General features: G+C 40.2%; 18 protein-coding genes. 13 read left to right on the top strand and 5 right to left on the bottom strand.

Annotation, left to right across the window (positions count from 1 at the left end):
• Positions 1-30: 30 nt before the first annotated feature.
• The 5 genes from WG905_RS05700 to WG905_RS05720 all read right to left on the bottom strand — a co-directional run bounded on the left by WG905_RS05700 (position 31) and on the right by WG905_RS05720 (position 4,509).
• Positions 31-237, bottom strand: a complete 207-nt coding sequence (locus tag WG905_RS05700; RefSeq protein ID WP_339590745.1) for a hypothetical protein — start codon at positions 235-237, stop codon at positions 31-33.
• 179 nt (positions 238-416) lie between these two features.
• Positions 417-1,016: a hypothetical protein gene (locus WG905_RS05705; RefSeq protein ID WP_339590746.1), complete on the bottom strand. Its 600-nt coding sequence runs from the start codon at positions 1,014-1,016 to the stop codon at positions 417-419.
• Positions 1,003-1,650: a hypothetical protein gene (locus WG905_RS05710; RefSeq protein WP_339590747.1), complete on the bottom strand. Its 648-nt coding sequence runs from the start codon at positions 1,648-1,650 to the stop codon at positions 1,003-1,005. Before WG905_RS05710 ends, WG905_RS05705 begins: the two co-directional genes overlap by 14 nt.
• Before the next feature lie 318 nt (positions 1,651-1,968).
• The gene (locus tag WG905_RS05715) at positions 1,969-2,220 is read right to left on the bottom strand and encodes a hypothetical protein (RefSeq protein WP_339590748.1); all 252 of its coding nucleotides are present in this window, start codon (positions 2,218-2,220) and stop codon (positions 1,969-1,971) included.
• Positions 2,221-2,340: 120 nt separating this feature from the next.
• Positions 2,341-4,509, bottom strand: coding sequence for a S46 family peptidase (locus WG905_RS05720; RefSeq protein WP_339590749.1), 2,169 nt, complete (start codon positions 4,507-4,509; stop codon positions 2,341-2,343).
• A gap of 159 nt (positions 4,510-4,668) precedes the next feature.
• Here WG905_RS05720 and WG905_RS05725 point away from each other — a divergent pair, with 159 nt between their 5' ends.
• The 13 genes from WG905_RS05725 to WG905_RS05785 all read left to right on the top strand — a co-directional run bounded on the left by WG905_RS05725 (position 4,669) and on the right by WG905_RS05785 (position 15,486).
• On the top strand, positions 4,669-5,145 hold the full coding sequence (locus WG905_RS05725; RefSeq protein WP_339590750.1) for a GAF domain-containing protein: 477 nt from the start codon (positions 4,669-4,671) through the stop codon (positions 5,143-5,145).
• Positions 5,138-5,743, top strand: a complete 606-nt coding sequence (locus tag WG905_RS05730; RefSeq protein WP_339590751.1) for a DNA-3-methyladenine glycosylase — start codon at positions 5,138-5,140, stop codon at positions 5,741-5,743. The genes WG905_RS05725 and WG905_RS05730 overlap by 8 nt, the downstream gene beginning before the upstream one ends.
• A gap of 53 nt (positions 5,744-5,796) precedes the next feature.
• Positions 5,797-6,285 carry a pyridoxamine 5'-phosphate oxidase family protein gene (locus WG905_RS05735; protein WP_339590752.1) on the top strand — a complete coding sequence of 163 codons (489 nt, stop codon included), beginning with the start codon at positions 5,797-5,799 and terminating at the stop codon, positions 6,283-6,285.
• A gap of 39 nt (positions 6,286-6,324) precedes the next feature.
• Positions 6,325-7,227, top strand: coding sequence for a histone deacetylase family protein (locus WG905_RS05740; protein WP_339590753.1), 903 nt, complete (start codon positions 6,325-6,327; stop codon positions 7,225-7,227).
• 108 nt (positions 7,228-7,335) lie between these two features.
• Entirely contained in the window at positions 7,336-9,177 is a 1,842-nt protein-coding gene (locus tag WG905_RS05745; RefSeq protein WP_339590754.1) for a DNA topoisomerase, read from the top strand.
• 129 nt (positions 9,178-9,306) lie between these two features.
• Positions 9,307-9,657: a response regulator gene (locus tag WG905_RS05750; RefSeq protein WP_339590755.1), complete on the top strand. Its 351-nt coding sequence runs from the start codon at positions 9,307-9,309 to the stop codon at positions 9,655-9,657.
• Between the two features lie 8 nt (positions 9,658-9,665).
• Complete coding sequence (locus WG905_RS05755; RefSeq protein ID WP_339590756.1) at positions 9,666-10,754, top strand: MBL fold metallo-hydrolase; 1,089 nt, start codon at positions 9,666-9,668, stop codon at positions 10,752-10,754.
• A gap of 57 nt (positions 10,755-10,811) precedes the next feature.
• Complete coding sequence (locus tag WG905_RS05760; RefSeq protein ID WP_339590757.1) at positions 10,812-11,147, top strand: hypothetical protein; 336 nt, start codon at positions 10,812-10,814, stop codon at positions 11,145-11,147.
• On the top strand, positions 11,138-11,944 hold the full coding sequence (locus WG905_RS05765; protein ID WP_339590758.1) for a hypothetical protein: 807 nt from the start codon (positions 11,138-11,140) through the stop codon (positions 11,942-11,944). The genes WG905_RS05760 and WG905_RS05765 overlap by 10 nt, the downstream gene beginning before the upstream one ends.
• A gap of 17 nt (positions 11,945-11,961) precedes the next feature.
• Positions 11,962-12,885, top strand: a complete 924-nt coding sequence (miaA, locus tag WG905_RS05770; RefSeq protein WP_339590759.1) for a tRNA (adenosine(37)-N6)-dimethylallyltransferase MiaA — start codon at positions 11,962-11,964, stop codon at positions 12,883-12,885.
• A 74-nt stretch (positions 12,886-12,959) separates the two neighbouring features.
• Positions 12,960-13,493, top strand: coding sequence for an outer membrane beta-barrel protein (locus tag WG905_RS05775; RefSeq protein ID WP_339590760.1), 534 nt, complete (start codon positions 12,960-12,962; stop codon positions 13,491-13,493).
• A 96-nt stretch (positions 13,494-13,589) separates the two neighbouring features.
• Positions 13,590-14,114: a DUF3347 domain-containing protein gene (locus tag WG905_RS05780; protein WP_339590761.1), complete on the top strand. Its 525-nt coding sequence runs from the start codon at positions 13,590-13,592 to the stop codon at positions 14,112-14,114.
• 85 nt (positions 14,115-14,199) lie between these two features.
• The gene (locus tag WG905_RS05785) at positions 14,200-15,486 is read left to right on the top strand and encodes a citrate synthase (RefSeq protein WP_339590762.1); all 1,287 of its coding nucleotides are present in this window, start codon (positions 14,200-14,202) and stop codon (positions 15,484-15,486) included.
• The last annotated feature ends 37 nt before the right edge of the window (positions 15,487-15,523 follow it).

Raw genomic sequence — 15,523 nt, forward strand, 5'->3', positions numbered from 1 at the left:
GTTTATGATGTGAGGATATCGAGATCCAGCCTATTTTTTGTCGGTTGGAACAATTGGTTTTATAGGAGGAGTATCAACGATTTCTCCAAACTCATTAACATAGGCCATCATACTTTCTAATGAACCGTCAGAAGGGTTTTGCTGGCGCTCTTGTTTACGGTGCAATTTATCTTCTTTTTTCTTTTGTCTGTTTTTCTCTAATTGCTTTTTCATGAAGGTTGCCTGAGATTTTGCCATATTGTAGTGTTTAAGTGAGAAAATACTGTTCCTGATTTTTGTTCTGCCAGTTTAAAAGTGGTGCTTCCGGGGATAGGCTTATTGAAGTCTTAATTCACGATAGGCAACGGATCAAACCAGGAGAAAACAGTTTTATTTTATTCCGTTTGATGCAAAGGTACGAAATTCCATTGAATAATTTACATGCCTAGCTTCAACTTGTATTGAACAGTGGCCCCGGCTTTGATGATTTCTGTCGTGGGGCTGTTGGCAATGCCTGTGATTACATAAGTGAAGGCGTTATTGACAAGTTGGTCTTTTAATTCCACTGGTGCGGTGAGGGGGATAAGAATGGAACTTGCTGTTTGCATGTTGGCGTTGTTGATTACACCGATGTCAAGTAAGGTTTTATCAGGTTTTCGCAACTGAACCCTGATGTTTTGAAAGGCTTTGAATGTATTCGTTAAATCAGGTTCTCCTGGTTCTTCACCTTCCCCGGGTTCTTCGCCTTCACCCGGAGCCTGGCCTGGTATTTCCAATAGAAATCCTGTAACCTGGATCGATTGAAGATCTGCTGTGGTAAACCCATTGGTGTGTTGGCTGATCATCGTGTTCAAGTCGGCCTCGGTGTTAATTTCTGCAAGGACAACAGCCTCTGTCACATTGGTGGTGATCGGGATATTGAATTCAATAGGTGTGGTCTGGAGGATGAGATCTCGTTGTATATTCTCTTTCATGGTACAGGATGAAAGAATACCCAGACTTAGGCACAACAAGACGATATATTTATTTTTTATCATTTTTACCATTAACGAGTGAACTTAAATTTGGTTTAATGCCAATTGTCAGGGGGACGGCTTGAAAACGGCGTTCTTGTATCTTATTAAATCCCCGCATAAAAGTGCCCTCCAAAAATAAGGAAACTTTACCAATATTGTATTCCATTCCTGCGCCGGTCTCCAACATGGTCATGGTATTGCTTTTGTTTGTAAATGTCGCCATGGCGTTTGACTGTGTTAAATCAACAACTGGTGTGAGCACAAAACCTCCGCCACCACCTAAAAAACCGTAAAGGCCAAACTTGCCAATGAGCTTTCTGTAGCCTAAACCGATATTCAATAAATACGTGGTCACCCTGCCATTGTTAATTAAAGTTCCGAAGCCTGGTTCGAGGGTTTGCTGGTCATATTTATAAGCATGGAGACTCAGCTTCGGGTACAGGAATAAGCCCTCCTTTCCAAGTCCTATGTTTAACCCTAATGTAGTTGAAAACTTAGGTTCAAGGTATTCATTCGTATTCCCTATAGGCAGGGAAAAACCAACTCCACTGGAAGAGTATAGCTTGTCTGTTCTGGGGCTCTGTGCCTGGGCACCATTCCGAGTTTGAAGTAAAAAGAAACTGAGCAGACTAAAAAGGGCGATTTTAGATTTCATGGTTAGGTTTATGCTATAACATCGATAATGAATTAAAGTTTAAATATAGAAGGAGATACTGCTATACCTCCATCATATTTGGCACTATTTGATTGCCATATTTAATTTTGTTGTTTTCATATATTGCTGTTTTTCAAATATTTGGTTAGTTAGGTTCAAGTAAAGGTTTTATTAGGGTGGAAATTAGGAGGTGGAAATAGGGTGTTGTGCAAAATATAATTCTGTTTTGTGTGGTAATCCATTATGCTACAGTTAATTGTGTTATTTAGCCTGAAGTCTTTCAGTCGGGTAGAAAGCGCAGGCTTTGGTGAAATGCAATTAGTATTGTTGCCTGTTGTAGGCGGCTGAAAAGTCAGACCTCATGGATTTAAAACGTTCAATAACAGTGGCAATAAATGCCTCATCAATGATCTGAAAGATTTCATTTGCCCCTCCGCCACTGAGGTCAAGTTCAGACAATTTATAGCTCTGTTCCAGGGTGCCTTGTTCGAACTTAACGATGTATTTTTGATTCATATTGAACAGCGTAATTTTGCATTCCGGGTGTGGTAATTCAGCGAGTACTCTCATTTTTATTGGTGGGTTTTTGTTAATAAAAAGGGCTGTATTATTAACTCCAAATTCCGGGATGACGAACATTAACCGGGATGAAGAATTTTATAAATAATACAGCCCTTGAATTCAAATTAATTAGATTTTAATACCCATTTCCTTTAGCAGGAAATCGGCTTTGTCAATTTTGGTGGCTACCCAAAGTACATAACGAATGTCTACACCGATAGATCGGCTATAGCTTTCATTCCAGGCGTAATCATTGATGGTGGCACCATATGCACGGTCAAAGTTTACGCCGATCAATTCGCCGTTTGCATTCATAATAGGGGATCCGGAATTGCCACCGGTGGTATCCATGTTATATAAGAATGATACCGGCACGTCATTGAGGTCTTTCTTTGCGAAAGGACCGAAGTCTTTTGCGGTCCATAGCGTTTTAATGGTCGCTGGATAACCGAAATCAGGCAGTCCCGAAGCTCCTTTTTCTAAAATCCCTTTAATCGTGGTATAGGGTTTCATATATGTCGCATCGTAAGGGGAGTAGCCTCTTACATAACCATAGGTTAATCTGAGTGTACTATTTGCATCCGGAACAAAATCTTTTTTTAAGAACTTTTCTTTGACATTCACGTAGTCACCCATCAGTTTGTTCAGTAAGCCTTCCCTGCGGTCTTTCTCCGGCTTAAGTGCTGCTATTTGTTTGCTCAGGTCTTCTTCCAATAACAGAAAGGCGTCATTGTAAGTGCTTACTGATTTTGGGCTCTTTAACAACGTGTTGATGACGTAATCAGGGTCTTTAAGTTTGGTGTATTCAAAGCTGCTTTTAATGTATTGGTCAACGACTGCATTGCTGTTTTGACCTTTGCTGGCGATTTTACTGACTGCGTTTACTTTCTGCTGTGGGGAAAAGGCCGCGGCATCATTCAGCATTTTTTTAAGTATGGTTTTGTCTACATCGATATCAAAAGTCTTATAACTATTGCTTACCGATCTTTTTACCTGCTCTATATTTTGATCAAAAAAGCTTTGTTTCTGCGCTGCAGGTTGCGCATTAAGCGCAGCTTTAAAGCTATTGAGCTCTCTCGATACACCTAGTAGGCTTGTAGAATTGTAAATTTGCGATAACCACAGGTCGCGGTTGGCATCGCCATTAATCAATTTGTATAAATTGTCAATCTGGCTCATCAGGTCGCCATATTTTGCCTTCTGATCCACGTTATTATTGATGAAATCGGCAAGGGCAGCATCTTCCTGTTTTTTCTGACCGATCAGGTCAATTGCTTTCAATCCCTGTAATTTTCCACGGTAGTTCTTCATCACGTTCGCATTGCGTTTAATGCGGGTAGCCAGCTTAATTTCTGTGCTTTTGTCTTTCTTGCCTGCAGCTTCCATCGTTTTGTTCTGGAAGTCATTCAATTCAGAAACATATGGGAGAACGAATTTTTGCTGATATTCAATAAATTCAGCTGGACGGTGACGGAAAGTTCTTCCCGGGTAACCTAAAATGAACACAAAGTCTTCTTCGTCAGTGCCATTTGGATTTACTTTAAGGAATTTCTTAGGGGTGTAGGGAACGTTGTCTTTTGAGTACTTGGCTGGTTTGCCATCTTTACCCACGTAAGCACGCATAAAAGCGAAGTCGCCGGTATGTCTTGGCCATACCCAGTTATCTGTTTCTCCACCGAATTCACCGATTTGTCTGTTCGGGACATAGACCAGGCGTACATCCAGAATAGTCTTGTAACGGAAGAGTACATAGGTTTTTCCAATAAACATTTCTGAAACCTCTGCTTTAATACTAGGGTCTTTCTTTTCTGCTTCGTCAACAATATTCTTCATGGTGGTGTTGATCAGTTGCAATCGTGAAGAAGGGTCGGTTACCCGGGCTACTGCACCCAATACGCGATCAGATACATCTTCATAACTGTCTGTAATACGACAAGTTAATCCTTTTGCTTCAATCTCCTCATCATGTGTTCTGGAAACCAGGCCTTTGTTCAGGTAGTCATTTTCCGGTGTGCTTGCCTGCTGAACGGCACTAAAAGAGCAATGGTGATTCGTAATGATCAGCCCTTCATTGGAGATGAAAGAGCCGGTACATCCGCCAACGTTTACCAACGCATCCACGAGGCTGGTTCCATTAGGGTTGTAAATTTCATTTTGATCGATCTTCAATCCTGCTTTCTTTAAGTCAAGTTTATGGATCTCACTTAAGGGGAACATCCCTTCCTCAGGTGGCGTATAACCTGATTGGAGGATGCCAAATACCATAAGCGCGGTAAATAGTATGGTTTTTTTATTCATGGGTTATTTATTTGTAATTTGAGTTCAAAGCTAAGAATTTTTAAGCTTTTAACTTGTTGAGGTTGTTTCCACCCTTTCGTATTGTTTTCTATAGGTGATGGAGCGATCATGAGATGGTTTCAACAGGATATTATTTAGCTTTGCATATATTCATTACCAATGGCTGAAGATTTAAAAATAATAGAGAGTGACAACAAGGAGGCGCAATATCAATCTTTAGTGCCTCAGATAGCGGCATTAATACAGGGGGAGAATGACTTGATTGCTAACCTGGGGAATATTGCTGCTGCTTTAAAAGAGCAGTTTAAATGGTTGTGGGTGGGTTTTTACCTGATTAAGGAAGATGAATTGGTGCTAGGGCCATTTCAAGGGCCGGTTGCCTGTACCCGGATAAAAAAAGGAAAGGGAGTTTGTGGTGCCTCTTGGGAAAAAGAAGAGACTTTAGTCGTTCCTAACGTGGATGCTTTTCCAGGACATATAGCCTGCAGTTCTGCTTCTAAATCGGAGATTGTGTTGCCTGTTTATAAGGATGGTTTGATCATTGGTGTTTTGGATGTGGATAGTGAGTACCTGGCTCATTTTGATGAGGTTGATGCCATTTACTTAAATGAAATCATTAAATTAATCGATGCCTAAATTACCGTTTTCCTTTTATCAGAATGAGAATGTGTTGTTGCTCGCCCAACAATTATTGGGTAAGCAACTATTTACTTTGATCGATGGTGAACTCACCGGGGGCACCATTGTGGAAACAGAAGCTTACAATGGAGTTTCCGATAAGGCATCTCATGCCTATGGTGGAAGATTCACCAACAGAACGCAAACCATGTATTTGTTAGGTGGCCATGCTTATGTTTATTTGTGTTATGGTATTCACCATTTATTCAATGTCGTGACCGGCCGGGAGGATATGCCACATGCTGTTTTAATCAGGGGCCTGGAGCCTATAACCGGTGTCGAGGTAATGTTGCGCCGAAGAAATATGCCGGTTTTGAAGCATAACCTTACTGCTGGGCCTGGTGCACTTTCAAAGGCAATGGGTATTGACCGGAACTTAAATGCTAAAGATCTTTCAGGAAATGAAATCTGGATAGAAGACAATGGGATCATTATTCCTGCAGATGGTATAAGTGCTGTCAGCCGGGTTGGGGTAGCCTATGCTGAGGACCATGCCTTGTTGCCCTGGCGTTTCTATGTGAAAGGAAATAAGTTTGTGAGTAAGCCCAATAGCTGAAAAACAATCTCTTTTTATAGCTGTTTAAACTTCAAACCTTTAATTCTAAAGCTATGGATACTGAGAAAAATGTAAAACTGCTAAAGGAGAAAATTGAAGATGTACGCATTTGTATGTTCACCACTTTATCATTAAATGATGAGTTTTCTAGTCGCCCAATGGCTACAGCAAATGTTGAAGATGATGGAAGTATCTGGTTCTTTACCAATGAGTACTCCCTCAAGAATGCAGAGATATCTAAGGAGAACAGGGTCATGCTTGTCTACAGCAACCCTTCCAATAATACCTATATGTATGTAAATGGAAAAGCGGAGTTGGTGGAAGATATCAAAAAAAGAAGTTCTTACTTTTCAATCATGGTCAAAGCCTGGTTTCCCAAAGGATTGGAAGACCCCGGGTTAGCCCTGATTAAAGTCACTCCTGATGTAGCTGAATATTGGGATAGTAAATCTTCTAAAATGGTGGTTGCGTTTAATATGTTGCAGGCCATTGTGACTGGTGATAAATATGATGAGGGACAACATAAGAAATTGAAATTTTAGGATATTTGAAGCCGTACATGCTTCACCTAAAATTATATAATGATTAAAATAGCCTGGCATAAGCTTTATGCACATCCGTTACCTGAAGGGCATCGTTTTCCGATGTTGAAATATGAGCTTATTCCAGAACAGTTGCTTCATCAAGGTTTAATCAGTAAACGCAACCTCTTTGAACCTGTGCCTTTAACAGAAGACATCATTTTAATGACGCACCAACAGCGATACTGGGAAAGTCTCCGTGATTTTACCTTATCGCCTAAAGAGCAGCGACGTATTGGTTTTCCACTGACCGGCCAATTGCTGGAGCGGGAAATCAGGATTGCGCAGGGCACTATTGATGGTGCATTGTTCGCTATCAACAAAGGGGTGGCCTTTAATGTTGCCGGTGGTACACATCATGCAGGTAGTTTTTGGGGTGAGGGTTTCTGTCTGTTGAATGACCAGGCTATTGCTGCAAATTATCTGTTAAATAAGGGTTTAGCTAAACGTATCTTAATCATCGATTTAGATGTACACCAGGGGAACGGTACTGCTGAGATCTTTCAAAATGAACCCAGGGTATTTACTTTTTCTATGCATGGCGACAAGAATTTTCCTTTCAGAAAGGAAGAATCCAGTCTGGATGTGCCTTTGGCTGATGGGATTGGTGATGAAGTCTACCTCGCTAAATTGAAAGAGCTCTTGCCTTTATTATTTAAACAACAAAAGCCGGACTTTGTATTTTATCTTGCCGGGGTTGATATATTGGCTACGGACAAATTAGGGAAGCTTTCCCTCTCTAAAGAAGGTTGTAAAGAAAGGGACAGGCTGGTACTACAGTACTGTAAGGATCTCCATATCCCTGTGCAAATAAGTATGGGAGGTGGTTATTCGCCACAGATTAAAGACATTGTTGATGCCCATTGCAATACTTTCAAATTGGCCCTGGATCTCTTTGAGTAAATAATTTCTCTTAACAATCTTTGTTTAAGTCAATTGTAAATTGCTAACATTTGCGTGTTATTAGGATATTTTTGATGAAATTTGCGGGTCGGGACTTAACCACATGGAATGAAAGTTGTAATTGCAGAAAAGCCCTCTGTTGCACGTGAATTAGCGAAGGTTTTTGGGGCAACGACAAAGAGAAATGGATATATTGAAGGGAAGGGTTATTCTTTTACCTGGGCTTTCGGGCACCTTTTACAATTGGCCCCGCCACAGGAATATGGCTTTATTGGTTGGCGCAGGCAACACCTGCCCATGTTACCCAAAAAGTTTAAACTTGCCATACGGAAGGTGAAAACCAAAGATGGTTTTGTTGATGATCCTTCTGTGAAAAAGCAATTGGATATCATTAAACAGCTATTTGATGATGCTACAGAGATTATTGTGGCTACCGATGCGGGGCGTGAGGGTGAACTGATTTTCAGGTATATCTATTATTTTTTACGGTGTAAAAAACCTTTTAAAAGACTTTGGATTTCTTCTCAGACTGATGAGGCCATTAAAGATGGTTTCAGAAATTTAAAGCCTGGTACTGATTATGATACGCTATTTAATTCTGCCCATTGCCGCTCCGAATCTGACTGGCTGGTTGGAATGAATGCAACCCAGGCATTAAGTATCTCTGCAGGGAACAGAACTGTCCTTTCTTTAGGAAGGGTCCAAACGCCGACTTTAGCCATGATCTGCGCCCGGTTCCTGGAATCAACTAATTTTGTACCTCAGAAATACTATCAGCTAAGCATGTTACTGGATAAAGAAGGGCAGCTTTTCAAAGCGATTTCGGTCAGTAACTTTGATAAAAAAGAAGATGCCGAGGTTTTATTTGATAAAATCGAAGATGTAAAATCTGGTTTCCCATTGGGAGCGGAAATCGTAGAGGTGGAGGCTAAACCCAGGAAAGAACCGCCTCCATTGTTACATGACCTGAGTAGTTTACAACAGGAGGCCAACAAGAAAAAAGGGTTTACCGCCGATCAAACACTTGGCTTGCTCCAAAATTTATATGAAAGCAAACTGGTTTCTTATCCGAGAACCGGTAGCCGGTATATTGGTGATGATATCTTTTCAGGCGTTCCGTCTTTGATTGAGAAATTCCGCTCTCATCCGGACTTTGGTAAACAGGCGGAGTTTTTAGCAACTGTCCCTTTAAATAAACGAAGTGTAAATGCGAAGAAGGTGACCGATCACCATGCGATATTACCTACTGGTGAGCCTGCGTATAGTTTAAGTGCTGATAAACAGGCTATTTACGATATGGTAGTTGGACGGATGCTGGAATCCTTTCATAAAGAGTGTATCAAAGAAATTACGAAGATCACCATCTCCGCAGGTTCTGTCTTTATCGCCAATGGAACGGTCATTCGTTCGGCGGGTTGGCGGTCGGTGTTGAACGATAATGATGAAGAGAAAAAAGACGAAGACAATCCATCATTACCAAAAGTAAAAGCTGGCGAATTGCTGCCCATTGCTGAAAAAGCTTTACTCGAAAAACAAACCAAACCAAAGCCGATGTTCAACGAGGCTTCCTTATTGAAAGCACTGGAAACTTCAGGTAAAGAAATAGAAGATGAAGAGTTGCGTTACGCGATGAAAGACACAGGATTAGGTACGCCGGCAACAAGGGCTTCTATCATCGAAACCTTAATCACCAGGGAATATATTACAAGGGAAAAACGCAACCTTATTCCGACAACAAAAGGGCTTGCAGTTTATGATGTGGTTAAAGATCAAAAGATTGCTCAGGCTGAATTAACCGGTCAGTGGGAGAAACGCCTGGAGGAAATCAGAGGAGGTGCTTCTGTTGCAGATTTTAAGGCGGAAATTACGGATTATACACGTACCATTACCAATGAACTGCTCCTCGCTGGAGCGAGTTTAATCAGTAAGATGGAGCCTGCAGCGAAATAGTGTCGTTCTTTTCCTTCTTATGGTATTGTTTTTGTTCTGAACTGGTAACCCTGAAAAAATACGTATGAAATTGCTAATCAGGGGTATTTCAGCATTCAGATTAATTAAATGGGCCAGCAAAAAAAAGTAATGATAGCAGATGACGATCCTGGAATTCTTGATGCAGTTGAGGCGATGTTGGAATTTGGTGGTTACGAAGTAAGCTCTACACCTAATGGTGCTACGGTTTTAGAAATGACTGATGGTTTTCCCGACTTACTTTTATTGGACATCTGGATGTCAGGTACTGATGGTCGCGATGTTTGTAAACAGTTAAAATCCCAGGACCTGACAAAAGACATGCCCATTATCATGATTTCTGCTGGTACCGGGCTGGAACGATCTGCAAAAGAAGCCGGTGCAGATGACTTTCTTGAAAAACCATTTGATATGGAAGAATTACTCCAGAAAATTGACTTTTTTCTAAGCAAAAAGAAATAAATTGCGCCATGTATATTTTCCTGGCCTTGCTATTGTCAATGGCTTTCCTCGTTTATATTATTTTGCAACTCCCGGTTTTTGGGAAAAAACCTCAAGGTTCACGTTTAGCACGTATTAAACAGCTTCCGAATTACCAACAGGGTGCTCTCCAAAATCTTTCTCCAACACCCATGAAGCCTGCTGATGTGAGTTATTGGCAAATGATCCGGAAAATGATGGAAAGAAACATTCACCGTAGTCCGGGGTTTACTTTACCCACAATTCAACCTGAATTTAAATCCACTAAGGGAACCAGGATTACCTGGTTTGGTCATTCTTCTTACCTTTTACAGGTTGATGGGGTCAATATTCTGGTAGATCCGGTATTCTGTGCTACACCATCACCATTTCCGTTTATAGGTTACAAAAACTTTAAAGGCACCGATTTTATCCAGCCTGATGACCTTCCAGCCCTTGATGTCATCCTGATTACGCATGATCATTATGATCATCTTGACTACCAGACGATTTTAAAGTTAAGTCACAAAACTAAATTATTCATTACATCTCTTGGTGTTGGGGCACACCTGGAACATTGGAAGGTCCCTGCAGAAAGTATTAAAGAATTGTGCTGGGGAGAAGAATTTCTGGTTCAGGACCTGAAGTTTACTGCTGCACCTGCCAGGCATTTTACCGGCAGGTCATTCAAAAGAAACCAAACAGTCTGGTCTTCTTTTATCTTACAAACACCGGCCCATAAGTTGTTTTTAGGCGGTGACTCTGGTTATGATTTCCATTTTAAGGAAATTGGGGAGCAGCACGGGCCTTTTGATCTCGCTATTCTAGAATGTGGCCAGTACAATCCTTTCTGGCCTTATATACATATGTTTCCTCAAGAAACAGTACAGGCTGCGCTGGATTTGAAAGCTCAGGTCTTAATGCCGGTGCATTGGGGGAAATACACCTTATCCATGCACAATTGGAATGAACCTGTGATGCAGGTTGTTGAAGCTGCCCAGAAACGGCAATTGCAGGTAACAACACCTAAGTTAGGAGAGGAGGTGCATGTTGGCCTTCATTATCCTGATCAGCAATGGTGGTTGTCTACCCGAGATTAAACAAAACAGCCTATAATATGTTAATGGGGTACAGCAATACTTAAATTAATTTTATTCATGAAGACAGATCTTGTAGAAATTTTTCAAACGATTAGAGCATCATTACAACCTTATGCAACATTGGGTTTTTCCAACCGCCTGAATACCGACGATACTTATGACCTTTGGAGCGATAAGAATATTGAAATCGCTTCAGAAAAGCGTGCGGAGAGTTTTTTTGCAAGTGTAAGTATCCAGCAGGATCATGTGCTTCTAAGCACTGGTTTCGATTGTAAATTGTTGGGGAATCAAACCGCAATTGAAATTAAGCAATTAGATGATGTGCTGATGAATCAAATTGAAGAAACCTTTGCTGCAGGATATAAGGTGTTTAAAGAGCAAGAATGGGTCTGAACGCTGACTGGCTTATCGCAGTTGAAAGTTTATTAGCGGCTGAAAATATACAGGTTGAAAATTTAAACCACACCTGTTTTCATCTATTATTTATCCCACAGGGAAAGCTGATCCTTAACCTTGTTCCGCTTTCTCATCCTTATCAGCCTGAAAAGTTCATTGAACTGCAACAAGCTTATCAGCTCAAAGATATCCATGTGATTCATTTATGGGAGGACATTTTCATCACCAGGCAAGCGCAGGTGTTGAGCAGAATTAAATCATTTGCAGGCTTAAACAGGAGCGTTCACGGCCGGAATACATTCGTTGAAAGGATTTCTAAAGAGGATGCAGATGTATTTCTTAATCAATATCATTTACAAGGAAGTGTGGGAGCGAGGTACAGGTTTTGTTTAATCCATGAAAATGAGACTGTTGCCGTTGCTACCTTCAGTAACAAAAGGAAAATGGTCCGACAGGGACCCGATTACACTTCAGCTGAACTCATACGCTTTGCTACTAAAGACGGCATTACAGTAACGGGCGGTCTTAGTAAATTGATTAAACATTATGTTAAACTACTGGCGCCAAATGACCTGATGAGTTACGCTGACCGCGACTGGTCGTTAGGTAATGGATATCTGGTTGCGGGCTTTAAATTAAAAGCCATCACACCGCCTTCAAAGCTATACCTGGACCGGATCACTTTGCAGCGCTATTTTAGTCATCGTATTCCAGATAAAACTGATCAATCAGCCGCTTCGTCCTATATTGAAATTTTTAATACTGGAAATCTTAAATTTATACTTGATCTCTAATGACCAAAAACCCTTTATTGATTATATTAGGACCCACTGCAAGTGGGAAAACGAAACTTGCGGTTTCAGTTGCTGCTGCCTTAAACGGGGAAATCATCAGTGCAGACAGCCGTCAGGTTTTTAAGGGAATGGATATCGGAACGGGGAAAGACCTCGATGAATACAAAATCAACGGCAAGCTTATTCCATACCACTTAATTGACCATAAAGAACCAGGTATGCGTTACCAGGTTAATGCATTCAAAGTAGACTTTTATAAAGTTTTTGAATCTATAACAGCACGTCATAAATTACCTGTGCTCTGTGGGGGCACCGGAATGTATATCCATAGCCTTCTTCAAAATCATGAATATACTGCTATACCGGTCAACGAAACCTTAAGGGAGAAGTTAATGCCCTTTGAATTATCCGGACTTCAGACTATTTTAAAGGAATATCCACCTCATTTGTGGCATCATGCTGATCAATCCACACATAAGCGTTTAATAAGGGCTATTGAAATCGCCGAATATCTAAAACACAACAAACTAGAGACTTTACCTAAAATTAATTTTAAACCGTTAATTATAGGTTTAAAATCGGGCGTCGAATCCAGACGGACGAGGATAAGGGAAAGGTTGGAGCAAAGGTTAAAGGATGGTCTGGTTGAAGAAGTACAGCAACTTCTGGCTAATGGGGTCAGCAAGGAGATGTTGGTGTTTTATGGCCTTGAATACAAGTTTGTGGTCGCTTACCTATCTGGTGAATTGAATTACCCCGATTTCAAAGAAAGGTTGTTCACGGCGATCTGCCAGTTTGCCAAACGGCAAATGACCTTTTTTAGAAAAATGGAAAAGGATGGAATTGAAATTCATTGGTTTGATATAGACCAGGAGTCAGTTATTGAAGTTAAAACAATTGATTTATATGAAAAAAACGCAGTAAAAAATCAAGCTATTTGAACGTTAACAGGGTGTGGCATGCAATTTGTTTAAGCACGATCATACAACTATTATTTAAACGAAATCAAATAGAAATGAAAAAAACTACAAAATTTATTGCTACTGCAGCAGCTGCGCTGGCATTATTTTTCTCCACTAATGTAAATGCACAAAGCCCGAAATTAGGTATAGGTATTCATGCAGGTATACCAACAACAGATCAATATAATTTTACCCTGGGTGGTGATGCCCGTTTGCAGTTTGATATCTCTAAGCAGATCTCTATTCCTGTAAGTGTAGGTTATACGCACTTCTTTTCGAAAGATTATGCACCTGAAATTAAACAGGATTACGGTTATATCCCAGTTAAAGCGGGCGTGAAAGTATTTTTTGACGAAGTAACAGGATCTGGATTGTATGGTATGGCTGAACTTGGTGCTGCTTTTGGAGTAACTGATAATGCTAAAACAGGTTTTATCTATGCACCTACGGTAGGGTATTCATGGAGCAGTGGTTTAGACCTTGGTATCAGGTATGAAGGTATTTCCAGCGCAAGAACTGAAACACCAGTATATGACAAAAATGTAAGTCATATCGCCTTGCGTTTAGCCTATGGTTTTAAATTGTAATATTTAACTCACAAAATAATTAAGCCCCTGATTTTTTCGGGGGCTTTTTTATTTATTCGAATTTAAAATGCTATTTTGAGCAAAAAAACAGAATATATGAATAAATATATAGGTGCTGTATGCTTGCTCGCAATGGCGTCCTGTGGCAACCCAGCCAAGGATAATGCAAAAGTTACAGATAGTGTTGCTGTTTCTACACCGGTTACCTCCACGACAGTTAGTTTAAAAGAACCTGAAATTCAGGCTATTTATGATAATTATATCATATTAAAAGATGTCCTTGTTAAGGGAGACGAACAAGGCGCCCGTGATGCGGCAAAAGTTTTGTCTGGTAAATTGAGTCTTTATAAAGGATGTGAAAATACTGCGCTTATCGCTGATAAGATCAATGCAGCTAAATCTTTGAAAGACCAGAGAAAAGAATTTACCTACCTTAGTTCTGATGTAATTGCATTGTTTAAACATGCAGCTTTAAATGAAGGAACCATTTATGTTCAGCATTGCCCTATGGCTAATAATGGCGATGGTGGTGATTGGTTATCTTCTCATAAGGAAATCAGAAATCCTTTCTATGGTGATGAAATGTTGGAATGTGGATCTGTTATAGAAGAAATTAATTAACAATTAATAGCTTTTAATAACTTTATAGCGTTGTTAACAAACCAATAAAATAGATTAGTTACTTTTGTTATATAAATTATAAGATATGTCAGAGATTGCAGAAATTAAGATTGACGGAAAAGTTTATGAATTCCCTGTTATAACAGGTACTGAGGGCGAAAAGTCAATAGATATTTCAAAGTTAAGAGAACAGACAGGGTATATTACACTGGATTTCGGATACAAAAATACAGGTTCTACGAAAAGCGCTATCACTTTTTTAGATGGCGAGAAAGGAATTCTAAAATATCGTGGTTACGGCATTGAGGAACTTGCAGAGAAATCAACTTTTCTTGAGGTTGCCTATTTATTAATATATGGCGACTTGCCAAAAAAAGATGAATTAGATGGTTTCCAGGGAAAGATTAGAAGCCATACCCTCATCCATGAAGATATGAAGAAGTTTCTGGATGGCTATCCTTCTAAGTCGCACCCAATGGCACAGCTGGCTTCATTGGTTTGCTCCCTGTCAACATTCTACCCAGAATCCCTGAATGCAAATTCATCACCGGAGTCAATGGATCAAACCATGATCAAGTTATTGGCTAAATTCCCCACCATCGTTTCTTTTATTTATAAAAAATCTTTGGGCCATCCATTAATTTATCCAAAAAATAAATACGACTACGTGACCAATTTCATTAATATGATCTTTGGTCAGCGGACAGAGGAAGTGGACATTGATCCTGTTGTTGTTAGTGCCATGAATACGCTGTTGATCCTTCATGCAGACCATGAGCAGAACTGTTCTGCCTCCACAGTAAGAATGGTAGGTTCTTCAGATTGTAACCTTTATGCTTCCGTATCTGCCGGTATCGCTGCCCTTTGGGGTCCTTTACATGGTGGTGCCAACCAGGCTGTAATTGAAATGCTGGAACTTATTAAAGCAGATGGTGGTGACACCGAAAAATGGATTAATAAAGCTAAAGATAAAAACGATCCTTTCCGTATGATGGGCTTCGGACACAGGGTTTATAAAAACTTTGATCCAAGAGCCAAAATCATCAAAAAAGCTTGTGATGATATTTTAGAAAAGTTAGGTATCAACGATCCTGTACTGGAGATTGCTAAAAAACTGGAAGAAGCAGCACTTAATGATGCTTACTTCGTTGAACGTAAATTATACCCTAACGTAGATTTTTATTCTGGTATCATTTATAGGGCATTAGGTTTCCCTACAGACATGTTTACCGTATTATTCGCGCTAGGCCGTTTACCTGGGTGGATTGCGCAATGGAAAGAAATGCAAGAGAACAAGGAGCCGATTGGCCGTCCGCGTCAGATCTATGTTGGACATACGAACAGAGAATTTGTTCCCCTTGAAAACAGGTAAGACATTAGCTCATTAGAAACCATAAAAAAACCGATGT

The sequence above is a fragment of the Pedobacter immunditicola genome (assembly GCF_037482985.1).
GTDB lineage: Bacteria > Bacteroidota > Bacteroidia > Sphingobacteriales > Sphingobacteriaceae > Pedobacter > Pedobacter immunditicola.